Origin of the sequence: Paraburkholderia bengalensis, from assembly GCF_037126505.1 — a bacterium.
In the GTDB taxonomy this organism is placed as follows: domain Bacteria; phylum Pseudomonadota; class Gammaproteobacteria; order Burkholderiales; family Burkholderiaceae; genus Paraburkholderia; species Paraburkholderia bengalensis.
Genome location: NZ_JACFYJ010000035.1, coordinates 28,000 through 43,328 on the forward strand (window position 1 = coordinate 28,000; position 15,329 = coordinate 43,328).

The window sequence follows — 15,329 nt, forward strand, 5'->3', positions numbered from 1 at the left end:
GATCACTTCACTCGCCTTTTGAAATACGCGTACTTGAAGCCCATCAGCCACAGCATACCGAAATATAGCGCGGCGAACAGCACGAGGCATGCCGCGAGCAGCACCATGCGCCGCACGGGCTCGGCGTGCATGCCGATCCAGTCGAAGCTGATCGCGAGCCAGTGCATCACGCCCGCCAGCACCAGGCACGCGCCGACGAGCTGCACGAAGAACACGCTCCAGCCCGCCGACGGCATATAGATGCCGCGCCGCCGCAAACCGATGAACAGGCACAGCGCATTGACGCATGCGCCAAGCCCGACGGACAGCGTCAGCCCGGCGTGCGCGAAGATCGGCACGAACACGTAGTTGCTCAGCTGCGTGACCACCAGCACGAACACGCCGATCTTCACGGGCGTCTTGATGTCCTGCTTCGCGTAGAAGCCGGGCGCGAGAATCTTGATCAGGATGAGACCCACGAGGCCGACGCCGTAAGCGGCGAGCGCCCGCCCCACCATCACGACGGCATTGCCGTCGAACTTGCCATAGTGGAAGAGCGTGGCGGTCAGCGGCTCGGCGAAGAAAAACAGCGCGACGGCGCTCGGCGCGGCGAGCAGAAACGTCACGCGCAAGCCCCAGTCGAGCAGCGACGAATATTCGTGCGTGTCGGCATCGACGTGTGCTTTCGACAGACTCGGCAGCAGGATCGTGCCGAGCGCGACGCCAAGCAGCGCCGTCGGGAATTCCATCAGACGATCGGCGTAGTTGATCCACGACACGGCGCCCGGCCCGATGTGCGACGCGATGTTCGTATTGATGATCAGGCTGATCTGCGCGACGGAAACGGCGAACATCGCGGGGACCATCTTCGCAAGCACGCGCTTCACGCCGCGATGCGCGACGGCCTTCAGCGGATTGAGCCCGATGCGCGGGATCATGTCGATTTTCTTCAGACCGGGCAACTGCACGATGAACTGCGCGATGCCGCCCGCGATCACGGCCCACGCGAGCGCGTACACGGGCACCTTCATCAGCGGCGCGACGAACACGGCGGCGATGATGAACGCGACGTTCAGCAGCACGGGCGCGAAGGCCGGCAGCGAGAAGTTCTTGTACGTGTTCAGTACGCCCGACGCCAGCGACGTCAGCGAAATGAACAGGATGTACGGGAACATGATCCGCGTCATCGACACGGCGAGCGTGAACGCCTGGCCGTCGCCGCGCAGGCCGGACGCCACCACCAGCACGACCCACGTCGCGCCCGCCACGCCGAGCAGCGACAGGAACGCCAGCGCCCAGGCGAGCACCGTCGACGTGGCATCGACGAGCGCCTTCGTCGCGTCGTGGCCCTGCTGGTTCTTGAACTCGGCGAGGATCGGCACGAAGGCCTGCGAAAATGCGCCTTCGGCGGAAATGCGGCGCAGCAGGTTCGGGATGCGGAAGGCGACGTAGAAGGCGTCGGTGTACTGGCTCGCACCGAACGCGCGGGCGATCAGGGTTTCGCGGGCCAGTCCGGTCACGCGCGACAGCAGCGTGAATCCGCTGACAGTCAGCAGGGCTCTGAATAGATTCATGGGGCGCTTATTATACGGGTGCGTCCAGGGCGGTCGGCATGTCAGGTCGGGATTCGTCGCAATCACGACAGAATCGGGACTCTTTGGGACCGGTTTGCAGCAAAGTCGTTCGTTTTGTCGACGGATTTGTCTGCGTGTTTTGCCGAAGGCGGCACGCGAACCCCTGCGCCGTCCTGCGCCCGCACGGCGGGCCTCGCGGGCGGCGCGACAGCCGTTGTGCCGCGCCCCGACCTCCGGCAACACTGCGCGGTTGCCACGTGTCTGATTTTGTTGCTATAATCGCCGGTTTCGAAGCTCGCTCAACCTGCTGCCTTGTTCGCCCGGGCCGAAATGGGACAGAGCGGATTCACGTCGTTCTCAGTTGTTTTGTCTATTTGCGCCCTTGGGCAATCGCTCTCAGGGGTTCGATCTAAAGCAGCGCCTGCCCCTTCACATCAAGGCAGGTACTGGAAACAGGAACAGGATAAGGAACCGTCATGGCTAACTCCGCACAAGCACGCAAGCGCGCCCGTCAAGCCGCCAAGGCTAACTCGCACAACTCGGCGCTGCGCTCGAAGTACCGCACGGCTGTCAAGGCTGTCCGCAAGGCAATCGAAGCCGGCGACGCAGCGCAAGCCGCTGAAATCTTCAAGGCATCGGCAAAGACGCTGGACATCATTGCCGACAAGAAAATCGTTCACAAGAACAAGGCAGCTCGCCATAAGAGCCGCCTCGCTGCAGCCATCAAGGGTCTGCAAGCGCCCGCAGCGCAGTAATTTACGAATCCCGCAGCTCGCTCAGGCGGGCTGCTTCCTGTTTCCGCTGCGTCATCAAAGCCCGCTTTGGCGGGCTTTTTTGTTTGGCGCGCCGCTCCGTGTGAAAGGCAGACGCAAGCAGATCAGAAAATCGGATACAAAAAAACCCGCCGATGCGGGTTCTGTTGATCTATTGCATCTTCACTGCCTTCACAGCCGCCGATGCCGCGCTCAGGGCGTCGGCGCCTTGCGCGCTTCGTGTTCGGGCGGCAGTTCGCAGGCTTCCGTGACGAGCAGGTCGTTGTCTTTCGCAAAGTTCATCACGAAGTCGAAAGCCATTGGCTCGATGTCCCGCAACCGCGAATCCAGGATGACGCACTTCAGATCGCCGATCATCGTAGGGCGCACATAGTGGGAATACTGCAGGCGCGCGTTCGGCCCTCTTCTGGCGCCGGGACCGTAGCACGACATCACGCCCGCCAGCCGTTCCGACCAGTCGCTCGGACGAAACTTGCGTCCATTCGACGTGATGCCTTGAATGAAGTATTCGGTTGGGGGTGTGTCGGCCATGTACGAAACCCTGTGTGACTGCCCAGCGATCTGCCGGTGAGGAGCCCGCGAAGGATGACTGCCTGAAACGCTGCGTGAACACGTCTTGCGACCAGGCGAAACTGCAGTGAAGCCCGTCGTTCACCCGCCGCGGCGAGTGCACCTTGGGCGGCAGCCCGACGACGCACAGCGGCACATGACAGATGCGCCAGCGGGTGCGCGAAGCCGTGTCGCCAAAGCGTTGAGCCTGCCCATCGGGCTTTAAGAAAACTTTGAGATTATAGCGTACCCAGGGTTCTTCCGCACCGCACACAAGCGGTCCGAAACAGTCCTTTGCAATCTGACGGCAAGTGACGTATGCGGTCTGGCCGACTCGTCAAAACATTCAAAATCCTTTATGCTGCATTGACTTACCACAAACAACGGCGGCCCAGTCCGGCATCTTCGCCCGGCTGAATCCGCCGTATTTGTTTCATGACCGCCAAGAAAATCCGCCACTACCTGCAGTTCAACGATTTCTCGCTGGAAGAGTACGAGTACGTGCTTGAACGGGCGCGCATCCTGAAGCGCAAGTTCAAGAACTACGAGACCTATCATCCGTTGCACGACCGCACGCTGGCGATGATCTTCGAGAAGAATTCGACGCGCACGCGCCTGTCGTTCGAGGCGGGCATCTTCCAGCTGGGCGGTCACGCCGTCTTCATGAGCACGCGCGACACGCAACTCGGCCGCGGCGAGCCGATCGAAGATGCCGCGCAAGTGATCTCGCGGATGGTCGACATCATCATGATCCGCACGTTCGGCCAGGACATCATCAAGCGCTTCGCGGAAAACTCGCGCGTGCCCGTCATCAACGGGCTGACGAACGAGTATCACCCGTGCCAGGTGCTCGCCGACATCTTCACGTACTACGAACATCGCGGCCCGATTCGCGGCAAGACGGTTGCATGGGTCGGCGACGCGAACAACATGCTGTACACATGGATCGAGGCCGCGCAGATTCTCGGCTTCAAGCTGCGCCTGTCCACGCCGCCTGGCTACAAGCTCGATCGCGGCATGGTCGCACCGGAAAGCGCGCCGTTCTATGAAGAATTCGATGATCCGAACGAGGCCTGCAACGGCGCCGACCTCGTCACGACTGACGTCTGGACCAGCATGGGCTTCGAGGCGGAAAACGAAGCGCGCAAGAAGGCGTTCGCCGACTGGTGCGTGGACGCCGACATGATGTCGCGCGCAAGCAAAGACGCCCTCTTCATGCACTGCCTGCCCGCGCATCGCGGCGAGGAAGTGAGCGCGGAGGTGATCGACGGGCCGCAGAGCGTCGTGTGGGACGAAGCGGAGAACCGTCTGCACGTGCAGAAGGCATTGATGGAATTCCTGCTGCTCGGCAAGCTGAATCACTGAACGTCAACATTGACGCGTCGAACGAAATCGCCGGCCATGCGCCGGCGACTTCATTTCAACGTCGCCTCAGCGCGGCCAGGTACACAACACGGCACACGACGAACCGCAACAAATCGGCCGCTCACAGACAAACAGGCTCTGCCTCCAGCGTCACGCCGAAGCGCTGGGCGACGTCCTGCTGGATCGCCTTCGCAAGCGCAAGCACGTCGGCGCCGCTCGCGCCGCCGCGATTGACGAGCACGAGCGCCTGCCGTTCATGCACGCCTGCCGCCCCCAGCGCGCGCCCCTTCCAGCCGCAGCGGTCGATCAGCCAACCCGCCGCAAGCTTCACGCGCCCGTCGGCCTGGCGATACGAAACGATCTCCGGCTCCTTCGCGAGCAGCGCATCGAACTGCGCCGCGTCGACGACAGGATTCTTGAAAAAACTGCCGGCGTTGCCGAGCGTGAGCGGGTCGGGCAGCTTCGCGCGCCGCACCGCGACGACGGCATCGAAGATCGCCTGAGGCGTCGGCGTTGCATCGCCGAGTCCGACGGCAGCCAGTTCGCGCGCGATGTCGGCGTAGCCGGCGCGCGGCACCCAGGCTTTCGGCAACCTGAACGTCACCGACATGATCACGTAACGCTCGCGCCCTTCCTGCTTGAACAGGCTGTCGCGATAGCCGAAGCGGCAGGCGCTGGCGTCGAGCTCGACGGTTTCGCCCGTCGCCAGCTCGATTGCGCGCAGCGACGCGAAGCGCTCGCACATCTCCAGCCCGTACGCGCCGATGTTCTGGATCGGCGCCGCGCCCACCGTGCCCGGAATCAGCGCGAGATTTTCGAGGCCGGGCATGCCCTCTGCGAGCGTCCACGACACGAACTCGTGCCAGTTCTCGCCTGCCGCCGCCTCGACATACCAGGCGTCGGCGTCCTCGCGAACCAGCTTGCGGCCGCGCAGACCGATCAACAGCACGACGCCGTCGACATCGCGCGTCAACACGACGTTGCTGCCGCCGCCCAGCACCAGCCGCGGCAGGCCCGCCACGCGCGGGTCGCGCAGAGCGGCAAGCAGTTGCGCCTCGCTTTCGATGCGGCAGGCGAGCTGAGCGCGGACGTCGAAACCGAACGTGTTGTGCGACTTGAGCGGGTAGTCGGCAGAGAAGGAAACGGAATCGGGCTGGGACATCTGAGGTTCTGGCAAGCGCCGCGCGGCTGACGAGGCGGGCGGCAACCCGCCCGCGAACCTTGGGCAAAAGGGAAAGGCGTCGGTAAAATGACACCGGTTCGTGATTATAGCGAGTGCGCCGCCCGCAGCCTTGCGCGGCGCCCCGCGAAACAAATGGGAGAAAGCAATGCCATCGTTTGACGTCGTCTGCGAAGCCAACATGATCGAAGTGAAGAACGCGATCGAGCAGTCCAACAAGGAAATCTCGACGCGCTTCGACTTCAAGGGCTCGGACGCCCGCGTCGAGCAGAAAGAACGCGAACTGACCGCGTTCGCCGACGATGAATTCAAGCTCGGCCAGGTGAAGGACGTGCTGGTGTCGAAAATGGCCAAGCGCAATGTGGACGTGCGCTTCCTGGACTACGGCAAGATCGAGAAGATCGGCGGCGACAAGGTCAAGCAGGTCGTCACCGTGAAGAAGGGCGTGTCGGGCGATCTCGCGAAGAAGATCGTCAAGCTCGTGAAGGACAGCAAGATCAAGGTGCAGGCGAGCATCCAGGGCGACGCGGTGCGTGTGACGGGCGCCAAGCGCGACGACCTGCAAAGCGTGATCGCGATGCTGCGCAAGGACGTGACCGACACGCCTCTCGACTTCAACAACTTCCGCGATTGAGCGCGACCTTCTTCAGGCACCGCGCAAACGGCGGCGCATGAAAGGCGCTTCAGGCGCATGCAAGGAAATGCGCCGCCCGAAGCGGCGCAAGGCTGGCGAAAGCAAAACCAAAAGCTAGCAGCCAGCTCAATGCTTGTTCGAAGCCGTGCCCGTCGACGCTTGCGCCTTCTTCTTGTCGCCGATGCGGCTCTCCTGCCCCGCCACCAGCTTCCCGATGTTTGCGCGGTGCCGCCAGATCAGCAGCGCACTCATCACGACGACGGCCAGCGCGATCACATTCGCGCCGAACAGAAAGCCGTCGAACAGCGGCGCGAAGATTGCCGCGCACAGCGCGGCCAGCGACGAATAGCGCGTGAAGAACGCGACGATCAGCCAGGTGAGTAGCGTCGCGATACCGAGAATGGGATTGATCGCGAGCAGCACGCCCGCCGCCGTCGCGACGCCCTTGCCGCCCTTGAAGCGAAAGAAGATCGGATACAGGTGACCGAGAAACACGGCGACGGCCGAAATCGCGACGGATGTATCGTCGAGCCCGAAGCGCGCCGACAAGTGCCCCGTGAGCCACACGGCGAGCCAGCCTTTGAATGCGTCGCCAAGCAGCGTCAGGATCGCGGCCTTCTTGTTGCCGCTGCGCAGCACGTTCGTCGCGCCTGGGTTCTTCGAGCCGTACGAGCGCGGGTCGGCCAGCCCCATCGCGGCGCTGACGATCACGGCAAACGACACCGAGCCGATCAGGTAGCTCACGACGGCGACAATCAGGTTTTCCATGTTGAAACTCTTATCAGTGTCGGAAAGCGCAAGGAGCACGGGCGCCCGCGCTGGTCACGAGGGGCCGCTAGCGCAACGGCGCACATTCTACCGAACCCTTCACCTGCTTTTACAGGCGCGTGCAACAGGCGCGTGCAACAGGCGCGTGCAACGGCACACGCAACACCCGCGCGTCTCAGTCGACGCTCGCGCACTGCACCGCCTTCGCCGACAGCAGCGAAGTCAGCACGTGGGGTTCGATGCTGATGAGAAATCCACGCCGGCCGCCGTTGATCCAGATCTTCGCGAGTTCGAGTATCGTCGATTCGACGTACACGGGCATCGCTTTCTTCGTGCCGAACGGCGACGTGCCGCCGATCATGTAGCCCGAATGCCGGCTTGCCACTTCGGGTTTGCACGGTTCGACGCGCTTCGCGCCGATCTGCCGCGCGAGGTTCTTGGTCGATACCGTGCGGTCGCCGTGCATCAGCACGATCAGCGGCTTGGCGTGCTCGTCCTCCATCAACAGCGTCTTGACAACGTGATGCTCGTCCACGCCGAGCTGCCGCGCGGATTCGGCCGTGCCGCCATGCTCGACGTAGTCGTACGGATGCTCGCCGAACGCGACGTTTTGACGGCGCAGAAACTGCGTGGCAGGCGTTTCGGAAACGTGTCTGGATTTGCTCATCGGCGCATTGTAATGTCCGCGCAACGCAACGGCCATTTGCCGAATGGCCAATTGTGCGCACCCCGGATCGATGGCACGATCGTTCGGAATATGCCGGCGCTGCGAGAGCAGCAGAGTCGCGCACCTGTCGCCCACCTGCGGCGCCCATCAAGGAGACACCGTTGAATCCAGCCCAGCAATCTCCCGCCCTCGCACAGGGTATCGACGTGACCGCGCTGCTCGCCGCGCTCCCTTCCCGCATTGCCGATATCGTTAAACTCGCCGCCGCGCGCGAGCCGCAGCGTGTCGCGCTGATCGAGGAGGAACGACGCCTGACGCGCGCGCAGCTCGCCGAAGCCGTCGATCAAGTGGCCGCGATGCTTTCGGAACAAGGCGTGCGCCCCGGCGATCGCGTGATGATCGTGGCGGAGAACAGCATCGTGCAGATCGTGCTGCTGTTCGCGGCGGCGAAACTCGATGCGTGGGCGCTCGTGTCGAACGCGCGGCTGTCGGCGGCGGAGGTCGATGCGATCCGCGCGCACGCACAGCCGCGCATGGTCGCCTATGCCGTCGACGCGTCGCCGGATGCGCGCCAGCATGGGCAGCGCCATGACGCTCTGCCGGCGCGCGTGGGCGCCATCGACATCGGCGCGTGGTCGTATGCCATCGACGAAGACGCGCAACCCGAGCCCACCGTCGCGGCCAGCGACAGCCAGTGCGCCGCGCTGATCTACACGACGGGGACGACGGGTGCGCCCAAGGGCGTGATGCTGTCGCACCGCAACCTGCTGTTCATTGCCGCCGTTTCCAGCACATTGCGACGCGTGAACACCGACGACGTCGTCTACGCCGTGCTGCCCATTTCTCATGTGTACGGGCTCGCGTCGGTGTGTCTGGGCAGCCTGTTTGCGGGAGCGGCGTTGCGGCTCGCGCCGCGCTTTTCGCCCGAAGCCGTGCGCCGCGCGCTCGCCGACGAGCGCGTGTCGATCTTCCAGGGCGTACCCGCCATGCACGCAAAGCTGCTCGATCATCTGCAAGTCGAGCACCTGCCGTGGTCCGCGCCGCATCTGCGCTTTGCCTATTCGGGCGGCTCGCCGCTCGACGCCGCGCTGAAATCGCGCGTCGAGAGCGTCTATGGCGTCACGCTGCACAACGGCTATGGCATGACGGAGAGCAGCCCGACCGTGGCCCAGACCATGCTCGATGCGCCCCGCACCGATTGCTCGGTCGGGCAAGTGATTCCGGGCGTCGAAGTGCGGTTCGTCGGGATGGATGGCGTCGACGTCGCGCCAGGTGAAGTCGGCGAGCTATGGGTGCGTGGACCGAACGTGATGCTCGGTTACTATCGCAATCCGCAGCAGACGCACGCCACCGTCACGCAGGACGGCTGGCTCAAGACAGGCGATCTCGCGCGTCGCGACGCGGACGGCGCGCTGCATATCGCCGGGCGCAGCAAGGAGCTGATCATCCGCTCGGGCTTCAACGTCTATCCCGCCGAAGTCGAGCAAGTGCTGAACGCGCATCCCGAGGTCGTGCAGTCGGCGGTCATCGGGCGCGCCGTGGAGGGCAACGAGGAAGTCGTGGCGTTTGTCGAACTGACGGCGGGCGCGCACGCAACGCCCGCCGATCTCGACGCGTGGTGCGAAACGAGGCTCGCGCCGTACAAGCGGCCCGCCGAAATCAACGTGCTCGCGGCGTTGCCCGCGGCATCGACGGGCAAGATTCTCAAACACCGGTTGCGCGATCTGGCATGAGGCTCGCCAGCCGCGCCGCGCAGGAAGCCGCGCAGCAAGCAACGTGCGAGCCGCGCGCAAAGCGAGTAGCGCAAGCGCTGGCCGGCTTCAGCCGCGCGGATGATGCGTCGCGTGCAGCGACTTGAGGCGCTCGCGTGCGACGTGCGTGTAGATCTGCGTCGTCGAAATGTCGGTGTGGCCGAGCAGCAGTTGCACAACACGCAGATCCGCGCCGTGATTGAGCAGATGCGTCGCGAACGCATGGCGCAACGTATGCGGCGACAGCGGCGCGTGAACGTGCGCCGTCATCGCGTGGCGCTTGATGATGTTCCAGAACTGCTGCCGCGTCATGCCTTCGGCGCGCGCAGTGACGAACAGAGCATCGGCGGAACGCTGGCCCAGCAGCGCGGGCCGCGATTCACGCAGATAACGCTCGATCCATCCATGCGCCTCTTCGCCAAACGGAATGAGCCGCTCTTTCGAGCCCTTGCCCATCACGCGCACGACGCCTTCGTTCAGACCGACTTCCACCGTCTTCAGTGTGACAAGTTCGCTGACGCGCAGGCCGCTTGCGTACATCAGCTCGAGCATCGTGCGATCGCGCAGGCCGAGCGGCGTGGTCACATCGGGCGCGCCGAGCAGCGCTTCGACCTGGGCTTCCGTGAGCGTCGACGGAAAGCGCGGCGGCTGCTTGGCCGAACGGATACGCAGCGTCGGGTCCGCCGCCGCGCGATGCTCGCGCACGGCCCACGCATAGTAGCGGCGAAAAACCGACAGGCGCCGGTTCGCCGACGTCGATTTGTCGCTCGACCGCGCGGCGCTGTACGCAGTCAGATCGGCTTCGCTCGCCGTATCGAGCGAAGCGGTGCGCGTCTGCGCGAGCCACTCGGAAAAGAGCCGCAAGTCGCGCCGATACGCGTCGAGCGTGTTGCGCGCGAGACCATGCTCGAGCCACAGTGCATCGCAGAACGCGTCGATCGACGCGCCGCTCGTCAAAAGCAGCGGCGACGCGGGCTGCGCGTTCCCCGCGAGCTCATCAGTCTGCACATCAGTCATGCGTAGGGAATGCCTTCGTGTTTGAGTAGCCAGCGTTTGACGTTGCGATAGTAGCCGTCGCCGCCCGTATGCGCAAAGCCGCCGATGCCGCCCGCCCCGACCACGCGATGACACGGAATCACAATCGGAAAGAAGTTCGAGCCGCACGCTTGCCCGACCGCGCGCGGCACGCTGCCGATCTCTTTGGCCAGTTGTCCGTAAGTCAGCACGACGCCAGGCGCAATCGCGCTGATCGCTTGCCACACGCGCCGCTGGAATGGCGTGCCGACGTCGGCGAGGGGCAGATCGAAGGTCGCCGACGCACGTTCAAGGTAGTGTCCGATCTGCTCGACGGCTTCTTTGGCGAGCGGCGAATCGGGCGCGACACTCGCCACCGAGTCCGGCAAATAGACGATCTCGCGCACGGTCTCGCCTTGCGTTCGCACGCCGATCTTGCCGAACGGCGCATCGATCACTGCATTGAACATGATGTGGTCCCCTTCTTCTCTCTTCGAACGGCCGGCCTACGCGGCTTCGAGCGCCCATCCGACATGCTCGCGCACGAGCGCCGACGGATCATCGGCGCGCCGGCGCAGCGCCTCGACGATAGCCGTGCGCGCATCGGCGGACAGCGTGTCGCGCGGCGCGCGCAGCGCATTGCCCATGCCGACGGCCAGATTGCGCAGCCAGCATTCGTAGCCGATGCGGCGGATCGCGCTGCCTTGCATGCGCGTGTCGAAGTCCATTGCGCTCCAGCCGAACAGCTCGACCAGCGACGCGCGATCCAGTCCATGCCGCACGTCGAAATCGCCGACGGGCGCGGCCTGCGCGAACTTGTTCCATGGACACGCGAGCTGGCAATCGTCACAGCCATACACACGATTGCCGATCAGCGGCCGCAAGTCCTGGGGAATACTGCCCTTCAGTTCGATCGTCAGATAGGAGATGCAGCGGCGCGCATCGACGCGATACGGCGCGACGATGGCCGCCGTCGGACAGACGTCGATACAGCGCGTGCAGCTTCCGCAATGCGCGCCGGGCGTCTCGGGCGCGCTTTTGACCGCGCGTTCGGCCGCGCCTTTGTCCGCGCCTTTGTCCAACACGTCGGCATCAGTCGGCAGCGGCAGATCGACGAAGATCTCGCCGAGAAAGAACAGCGAGCCCGCGTCGCGCTGAAGCAGCAGCGTGTGCTTGCCGCGCCAGCCCGTGCCCGCCTTCTGCGCGAGTTCGACTTCGAGCACGGGCGCCGAATCGGTGAACACGCGGTAGCCGTACGCGCCAATGTCGGCCTCGATGCGCTCGGCGAGTTGCTGCAGGCGGTTGCGCATCACCTTGTGATAGTCGCGGCCACGCGCATAAATCGACACGACGGCCGCAGCGGGATCGGCGAGCCGCGCGCGTTCTTCGAGCCGCCAGTCGTGCTGGACCTGCTGCGCGTGCTGATCGGCAGGGCCCGCGTCTCCCGCACTTTCAACGCCCTTTCGCGCACCTGAAGAAACGGGCAGATAGGCCATGCGCACGGAGATCACGCGTCGCGTGCCGGCCACAAGCTCGGCGGGGCGCGCACGTTTCATCCCATGTTTGGCCATATAATCCATCTCGCCGTGACAACCCGCGTCGAGCCAGGCTGCAAGCCCCGCTTCGGCGTTCGACAGATCGATGTCGCTGATGCCGACCGCGCCGAAACCCAGTTCGCGCCCCCAGTCCTTGATACGCGAAGCAAGCGCGGCCAGTTGCGCTTCATCATTGCGAAGCGCAACAGGTGCTTCATCATGCGGTGCCTGATTCGACGTCTCATTCGGCAGACCGGGCGGCGATGATCCATCGCGATGCGGGTCGGACACGGGATGCTTCTGGCCTTGGTTCATTACGCCATTTTACGAGAATGCCCGATCAACCCCGTCACGCCAATCGACCGTCTGCCGCCGTCCTGCTGGAGCGCCAGTTCGCGCTCGCGGACGAAGCCGCGACGACGGCATTCGGCGAACGGTTCGCGCAGGCCATCGTGGCCGTGCGCGGCGCGGCCAGCGCGACGGGCCAGCGTACTTTCAACGGCCTCCAGGTGCAGCTCGAAGGCGACCTGGGCGCCGGCAAGACGACGCTCGTGCGCGCCACGTTGCGCGCCCTCGGACACACGGGCCGCGTGCGCAGCCCGACCTATACGCTCGTCGAGCCCTACACGGTCGAGCTGCCGGATGGGGAACTCGCGCTGTACCACTTCGATCTCTACCGTTTCAATGATCCGGCCGAATGGGCCGATGCAGGCTTTCGCGAGTACTTCGACAGCGGCGCCGTCTGCCTCGTCGAATGGCCGCAACGCGCGGGCAGTCTGCTGGGTGGGCCGGATCTCGTCTTCTCGCTCGACGTCGACGGCGATGGCCGCGTGCTGGTCGCCCGGGCGTACAGCGAACCAGGAAAGGCATGTCTCGAAAGATGTTGATCAAACCGTTCCGCTCGATCGAATCCGCGGCCACCGCGACGCATAACTGGCGGCGCCGGCAGATTCTTCGCGCGGGCGCTTCCACGCTCGTCCTCGGGCTCGCGGCGCCGCGCTTCGCGTTCGCTTCTTCCGTGCTCGGCGTGCGCGTATGGCCCGCGCGCGACTACACGCGCGTGACCATCGAGTCCGACCAGCCGCTGCAGAATACGCAGCAGTTGCTGCAAGGCCCGGACCGGCTGGTCGTCGATCTGAACGGTCTCGATCTCGATCAGGCGCTGAAGGATCTTGTCTCGAAGATCGCGCCGAATGATCCGCAGATTCAATCGGTGCGGGTCGGGCAGTACCAGCCGCATGTCGTGCGGATGGTGTTCGACCTGAAAGGCTCGGTGAAGCCGCAGGTGTTTACGCTGCCGCCCGTCGGCACGTATAAGTATCGGCTCGTGTTCGATCTGTATCCCGCCGTCGCGCCCGATCCGCTGATGGACCTGCTCGCGCAGACCGAGCGCAAGGAACAGCAACTGAAGGACAACGCTGCGCCGCCGGCTGCAACCTTGAGCGGCCCGACCACGCCGCCCGGCGACAGCAGCGAAGCGTTCTTCGAGAAGTACGCGCAGAACAACGCCCCTTCGGGTTCGCCATCGGCCCCCGTGCTGCGGCCGCCCGCGCACATCGCACCTGCACCCGCGCCTGCGCCGCACGCGCCGTCGAAGCCCCGCTGCGCCGCCCGCGCCCCCCGTCATCGCGCGCAACAACGACAGCGACACGGACACCGACAGCAACGCCGACGACGATACCTACAAGTTCACAGGGCCGAAGAAAGGCAGCAATACGGTGCGCCTGCTCACCGTGGCGATCGATCCCGGCCACGGCGGCGAAGACCCCGGCGCGATCGGCGGCAGCGGCACCTACGAGAAGCACGTCGCGCTCGACATCGCGAAGAAACTGCGCGCGAAGATCGACGCGCAGCCGAACATGCGCGCGATGATGACGCGCGACGCCGACTTCTTCGTGCCGCTGAACGTGCGCGTGCAGAAGGCGCGGCGGGTCGGCGCGGACCTGTTCGTGTCGATCCACGCCGACGCGTTCACGACGCCGGAAGCGAGCGGATCATCGGTGTTCGCGCTGTCGGAGCATGGCGCGTCGAGCGCGGCCGCGCGCTGGATGGCGAACAAGGAGAACTCGTCGGATCAGATCGGCGGCATCAACATCAAATCCGCCGATGCCAACGTCAACCGCGCGCTGTTCGACATGTCGACGACCGCGCAGATCCGCGATTCGATGCGCTACGGCAATTTCGTGCTGAAGGAAATCGGCGGGATCAACAAGCTGCACAAGGGCAGCGTCGAGCAGGCGGGCTTCGCGGTGCTGAAGGCGCCCGACATTCCGTCGATCCTCGTCGAGACCGCGTTCATCAGCAACCCGGACGAAGAGCGCCGCCTGAACGACGACGCTTATCGCGACAAGATGGCCAACGCGATCATGAGCGGTATCAAACGGTACTTCGCGGCGAATCCGCCGCTGGCGAAGAGCCGGATGACCTGAACGTCCCGTTGTTGTCCGCAACGCGTCGGGTTCGCTGGCATGCGCATGGGTCCTTCGTGCTGCTGGCGAAATCGCAAGGTATCAGGGACCACACGCTGTCAGCGGGCAACTGCGAGCCGTTCGGCGACCCAGCCGCCGAACACATTCACAGCGAGCCCCGCCATCACCAGTGCCGCGCCGCCGATCTGGGCAGCCGACAGCGACTCGCCCAGCAACAACGACGCCGACGCCAGCCCGACGATCGGCACCAGCAGCGAAAACGGCGCGACCTGCCCCGCGGGATGGCGCGACAGCAGACGGCTCCACAAGCCATAGCCGAGCAGCGTCGCGACGAACGCCAGATAGACGATCGCCAGCACCGACGAAACGCCGATGCCCGTCAACGCCGCGCCAATCCGCTGCGGCCCTTCGAGCAGATACGAGAGCGCGAAGAACGGCACGGGCGGAACCAGGCTGCCCCACACCACCAGCCCGACCAGATCGACCTTGCCGACCTTCTTCGTGACGATGTTGCCGAGCGCCCACATGACGGCCGCGCACAGCGTGAGCAGAAAGCCGGCGAGCGTCATCGCGCGGCCGCCCTGCATGCCGATCACGGCAAGACCGATCGCCGCGATCGCGAGGCCGAGCACGTTTTGCGCGCGAAAGCGCTCATGCAGGAACAGCGCGGCGAAGCCGAGCGTGAAGAACGCCTGCGCCTGCAGGACGAGGGACGCAAGACCGGCCGGCATGCCGACGTACATCGCCGAAAACAGAAAGGCGAACTGGCCGAGCGAGATCGTCGCGCCGTAGGCGACGAGCCAGCGCCACGGCATCTGCGGGCGTTTGATAAAGAACACGGCGGGGATGGCGGCGAGCGTGAAACGCAGCCCACCGAGCAGCATCGGCGGAACGCCATGCAGGCCGACCTTGATCACCACGAAGTTGACGCCCCACGCCAGAACGACGATCAGCGCGAACAGCAGATCTTTCGGCGACATCCGGACTCCTCTTTGATCTTCTTCAAACAGATGAGTGTAGCGGAGCGGCGAGCAAGTGCGGCGCTCGCCACGCGCTTGCCGACGCCTGAAGACGCTTGCCGGTGCGCGCCCTGCCACGCGCGCACTGCCCT

General features: G+C 64.7%; 14 protein-coding genes and 1 pseudogene. 6 read left to right on the top strand and 9 right to left on the bottom strand.

Annotation, left to right across the window (positions count from 1 at the left end):
- Positions 1 to 2 precede the first annotated feature (2 nt).
- Complete coding sequence (gene murJ / locus H3V53_RS20855; protein WP_054916929.1) at positions 3 to 1,553, bottom strand: murein biosynthesis integral membrane protein MurJ; 1,551 nt, start codon at positions 1,551 to 1,553, stop codon at positions 3 to 5.
- A 476-nt stretch (positions 1,554 to 2,029) separates the two neighbouring features.
- Here murJ and rpsT point away from each other — a divergent pair, with 476 nt between their 5' ends.
- Positions 2,030 to 2,308, top strand: a complete 279-nt coding sequence (rpsT, locus tag H3V53_RS20860; protein WP_054916931.1) for a 30S ribosomal protein S20 — start codon at positions 2,030 to 2,032, stop codon at positions 2,306 to 2,308.
- A 210-nt stretch (positions 2,309 to 2,518) separates the two neighbouring features.
- On the opposite strand, the gene H3V53_RS20865 is transcribed toward rpsT, so the two are convergent.
- Positions 2,519 to 2,857: a DUF3579 domain-containing protein gene (locus H3V53_RS20865; protein WP_336599574.1), complete on the bottom strand. Its 339-nt coding sequence runs from the start codon at positions 2,855 to 2,857 to the stop codon at positions 2,519 to 2,521.
- Between the two features lie 453 nt (positions 2,858 to 3,310).
- On the opposite strand from H3V53_RS20865, the gene argF reads away from it, so the two are divergent.
- Positions 3,311 to 4,240 (top strand): ornithine carbamoyltransferase, encoded by a 930-nt coding sequence (gene argF / locus H3V53_RS20870; protein WP_336599575.1) that lies wholly within the window; start codon positions 3,311 to 3,313, stop codon positions 4,238 to 4,240.
- Between the two features lie 121 nt (positions 4,241 to 4,361).
- Here argF and murB read toward each other — a convergent pair whose 3' ends face one another.
- The gene (murB, locus tag H3V53_RS20875) at positions 4,362 to 5,402 is read right to left on the bottom strand and encodes a UDP-N-acetylmuramate dehydrogenase (protein ID WP_336599576.1); all 1,041 of its coding nucleotides are present in this window, start codon (positions 5,400 to 5,402) and stop codon (positions 4,362 to 4,364) included.
- A 166-nt stretch (positions 5,403 to 5,568) separates the two neighbouring features.
- On the opposite strand from murB, the gene H3V53_RS20880 reads away from it, so the two are divergent.
- Positions 5,569 to 6,054, top strand: coding sequence for a YajQ family cyclic di-GMP-binding protein (locus H3V53_RS20880; RefSeq protein WP_054916938.1), 486 nt, complete (start codon positions 5,569 to 5,571; stop codon positions 6,052 to 6,054).
- Between the two features lie 126 nt (positions 6,055 to 6,180).
- Here H3V53_RS20880 and plsY read toward each other — a convergent pair whose 3' ends face one another.
- Positions 6,181 to 6,822: a glycerol-3-phosphate 1-O-acyltransferase PlsY gene (gene plsY, locus H3V53_RS20885; protein ID WP_336599577.1), complete on the bottom strand. Its 642-nt coding sequence runs from the start codon at positions 6,820 to 6,822 to the stop codon at positions 6,181 to 6,183.
- Between the two features lie 175 nt (positions 6,823 to 6,997).
- Complete coding sequence (ybaK, locus tag H3V53_RS20890; protein WP_336599578.1) at positions 6,998 to 7,489, bottom strand: Cys-tRNA(Pro) deacylase; 492 nt, start codon at positions 7,487 to 7,489, stop codon at positions 6,998 to 7,000.
- Positions 7,490 to 7,650: 161 nt separating this feature from the next.
- Between ybaK and H3V53_RS20895 the strand changes: the two genes are divergently transcribed.
- Entirely contained in the window at positions 7,651 to 9,222 is a 1,572-nt protein-coding gene (locus H3V53_RS20895; RefSeq protein WP_336599579.1) for a class I adenylate-forming enzyme family protein, read from the top strand.
- Between the two features lie 87 nt (positions 9,223 to 9,309).
- Here the strand turns inward: H3V53_RS20895 and xerD are convergent, their stop codons facing one another.
- The 3 genes from xerD to queG are packed head-to-tail and all read right to left on the bottom strand — an operon-like array spanning position 9,310 to position 12,104.
- Entirely contained in the window at positions 9,310 to 10,257 is a 948-nt protein-coding gene (xerD, locus tag H3V53_RS20900; RefSeq protein ID WP_336599580.1) for a site-specific tyrosine recombinase XerD, read from the bottom strand.
- A complete protein-coding gene (locus H3V53_RS20905) occupies positions 10,254 to 10,724 on the bottom strand; it encodes a methylated-DNA--[protein]-cysteine S-methyltransferase (protein WP_336599581.1) in 471 nt (156 codons plus the stop codon). The genes xerD and H3V53_RS20905 overlap by 4 nt, the downstream gene beginning before the upstream one ends.
- A 36-nt stretch (positions 10,725 to 10,760) precedes the next feature.
- Positions 10,761 to 12,104, bottom strand: a complete 1,344-nt coding sequence (queG, locus tag H3V53_RS20910; protein ID WP_336599582.1) for a tRNA epoxyqueuosine(34) reductase QueG — start codon at positions 12,102 to 12,104, stop codon at positions 10,761 to 10,763.
- Between the two features lie 17 nt (positions 12,105 to 12,121).
- Between queG and tsaE the strand changes: the two genes are divergently transcribed.
- On the top strand, positions 12,122 to 12,676 hold the full coding sequence (tsaE, locus tag H3V53_RS20915; protein WP_336599583.1) for a tRNA (adenosine(37)-N6)-threonylcarbamoyltransferase complex ATPase subunit type 1 TsaE: 555 nt from the start codon (positions 12,122 to 12,124) through the stop codon (positions 12,674 to 12,676).
- A pseudogene (locus H3V53_RS20920) lies at positions 12,658 to 14,218 on the top strand (N-acetylmuramoyl-L-alanine amidase). Before tsaE ends, H3V53_RS20920 begins: the two are co-directional and overlap by 19 nt.
- A gap of 98 nt (positions 14,219 to 14,316) precedes the next feature.
- On the opposite strand, the gene H3V53_RS20925 reads toward H3V53_RS20920, so the two are convergent.
- Entirely contained in the window at positions 14,317 to 15,198 is an 882-nt protein-coding gene (locus tag H3V53_RS20925; RefSeq protein WP_336599584.1) for an EamA family transporter, read from the bottom strand.
- Positions 15,199 to 15,329 lie beyond the last annotated feature (131 nt).

Excerpts from the sequence above, each read along its gene's own strand:
- murJ (WP_054916929.1), bottom strand. The coding sequence starts at position 1,553 with ATGAATCTATTCAGAGCCCTGCTGACTGTCAGCGGATTCACGCTGCTG.
- rpsT (WP_054916931.1), top strand. The coding sequence starts at position 2,030 with ATGGCTAACTCCGCACAAGCACGCAAGCGCGCCCGTCAAGCCGCCAAG.
- H3V53_RS20865 (WP_336599574.1), bottom strand. The coding sequence starts at position 2,857 with ATGGCCGACACACCCCCAACCGAATACTTCATTCAAGGCATCACGTCG.
- argF (WP_336599575.1), top strand. The coding sequence starts at position 3,311 with ATGACCGCCAAGAAAATCCGCCACTACCTGCAGTTCAACGATTTCTCG.
- murB (WP_336599576.1), bottom strand. The coding sequence starts at position 5,402 with ATGTCCCAGCCCGATTCCGTTTCCTTCTCTGCCGACTACCCGCTCAAG.
- H3V53_RS20880 (WP_054916938.1), top strand. The coding sequence starts at position 5,569 with ATGCCATCGTTTGACGTCGTCTGCGAAGCCAACATGATCGAAGTGAAG.
- plsY (WP_336599577.1), bottom strand. The coding sequence starts at position 6,822 with ATGGAAAACCTGATTGTCGCCGTCGTGAGCTACCTGATCGGCTCGGTG.
- ybaK (WP_336599578.1), bottom strand. The coding sequence starts at position 7,489 with ATGAGCAAATCCAGACACGTTTCCGAAACGCCTGCCACGCAGTTTCTG.
- xerD (WP_336599580.1), bottom strand. The coding sequence starts at position 10,257 with ATGACTGATGTGCAGACTGATGAGCTCGCGGGGAACGCGCAGCCCGCG.
- H3V53_RS20905 (WP_336599581.1), bottom strand. The coding sequence starts at position 10,724 with ATGTTCAATGCAGTGATCGATGCGCCGTTCGGCAAGATCGGCGTGCGA.
- queG (WP_336599582.1), bottom strand. The coding sequence starts at position 12,104 with ATGAACCAAGGCCAGAAGCATCCCGTGTCCGACCCGCATCGCGATGGA.
- tsaE (WP_336599583.1), top strand. The coding sequence starts at position 12,122 with ATGCCCGATCAACCCCGTCACGCCAATCGACCGTCTGCCGCCGTCCTG.
- H3V53_RS20925 (WP_336599584.1), bottom strand. The coding sequence starts at position 15,198 with ATGTCGCCGAAAGATCTGCTGTTCGCGCTGATCGTCGTTCTGGCGTGG.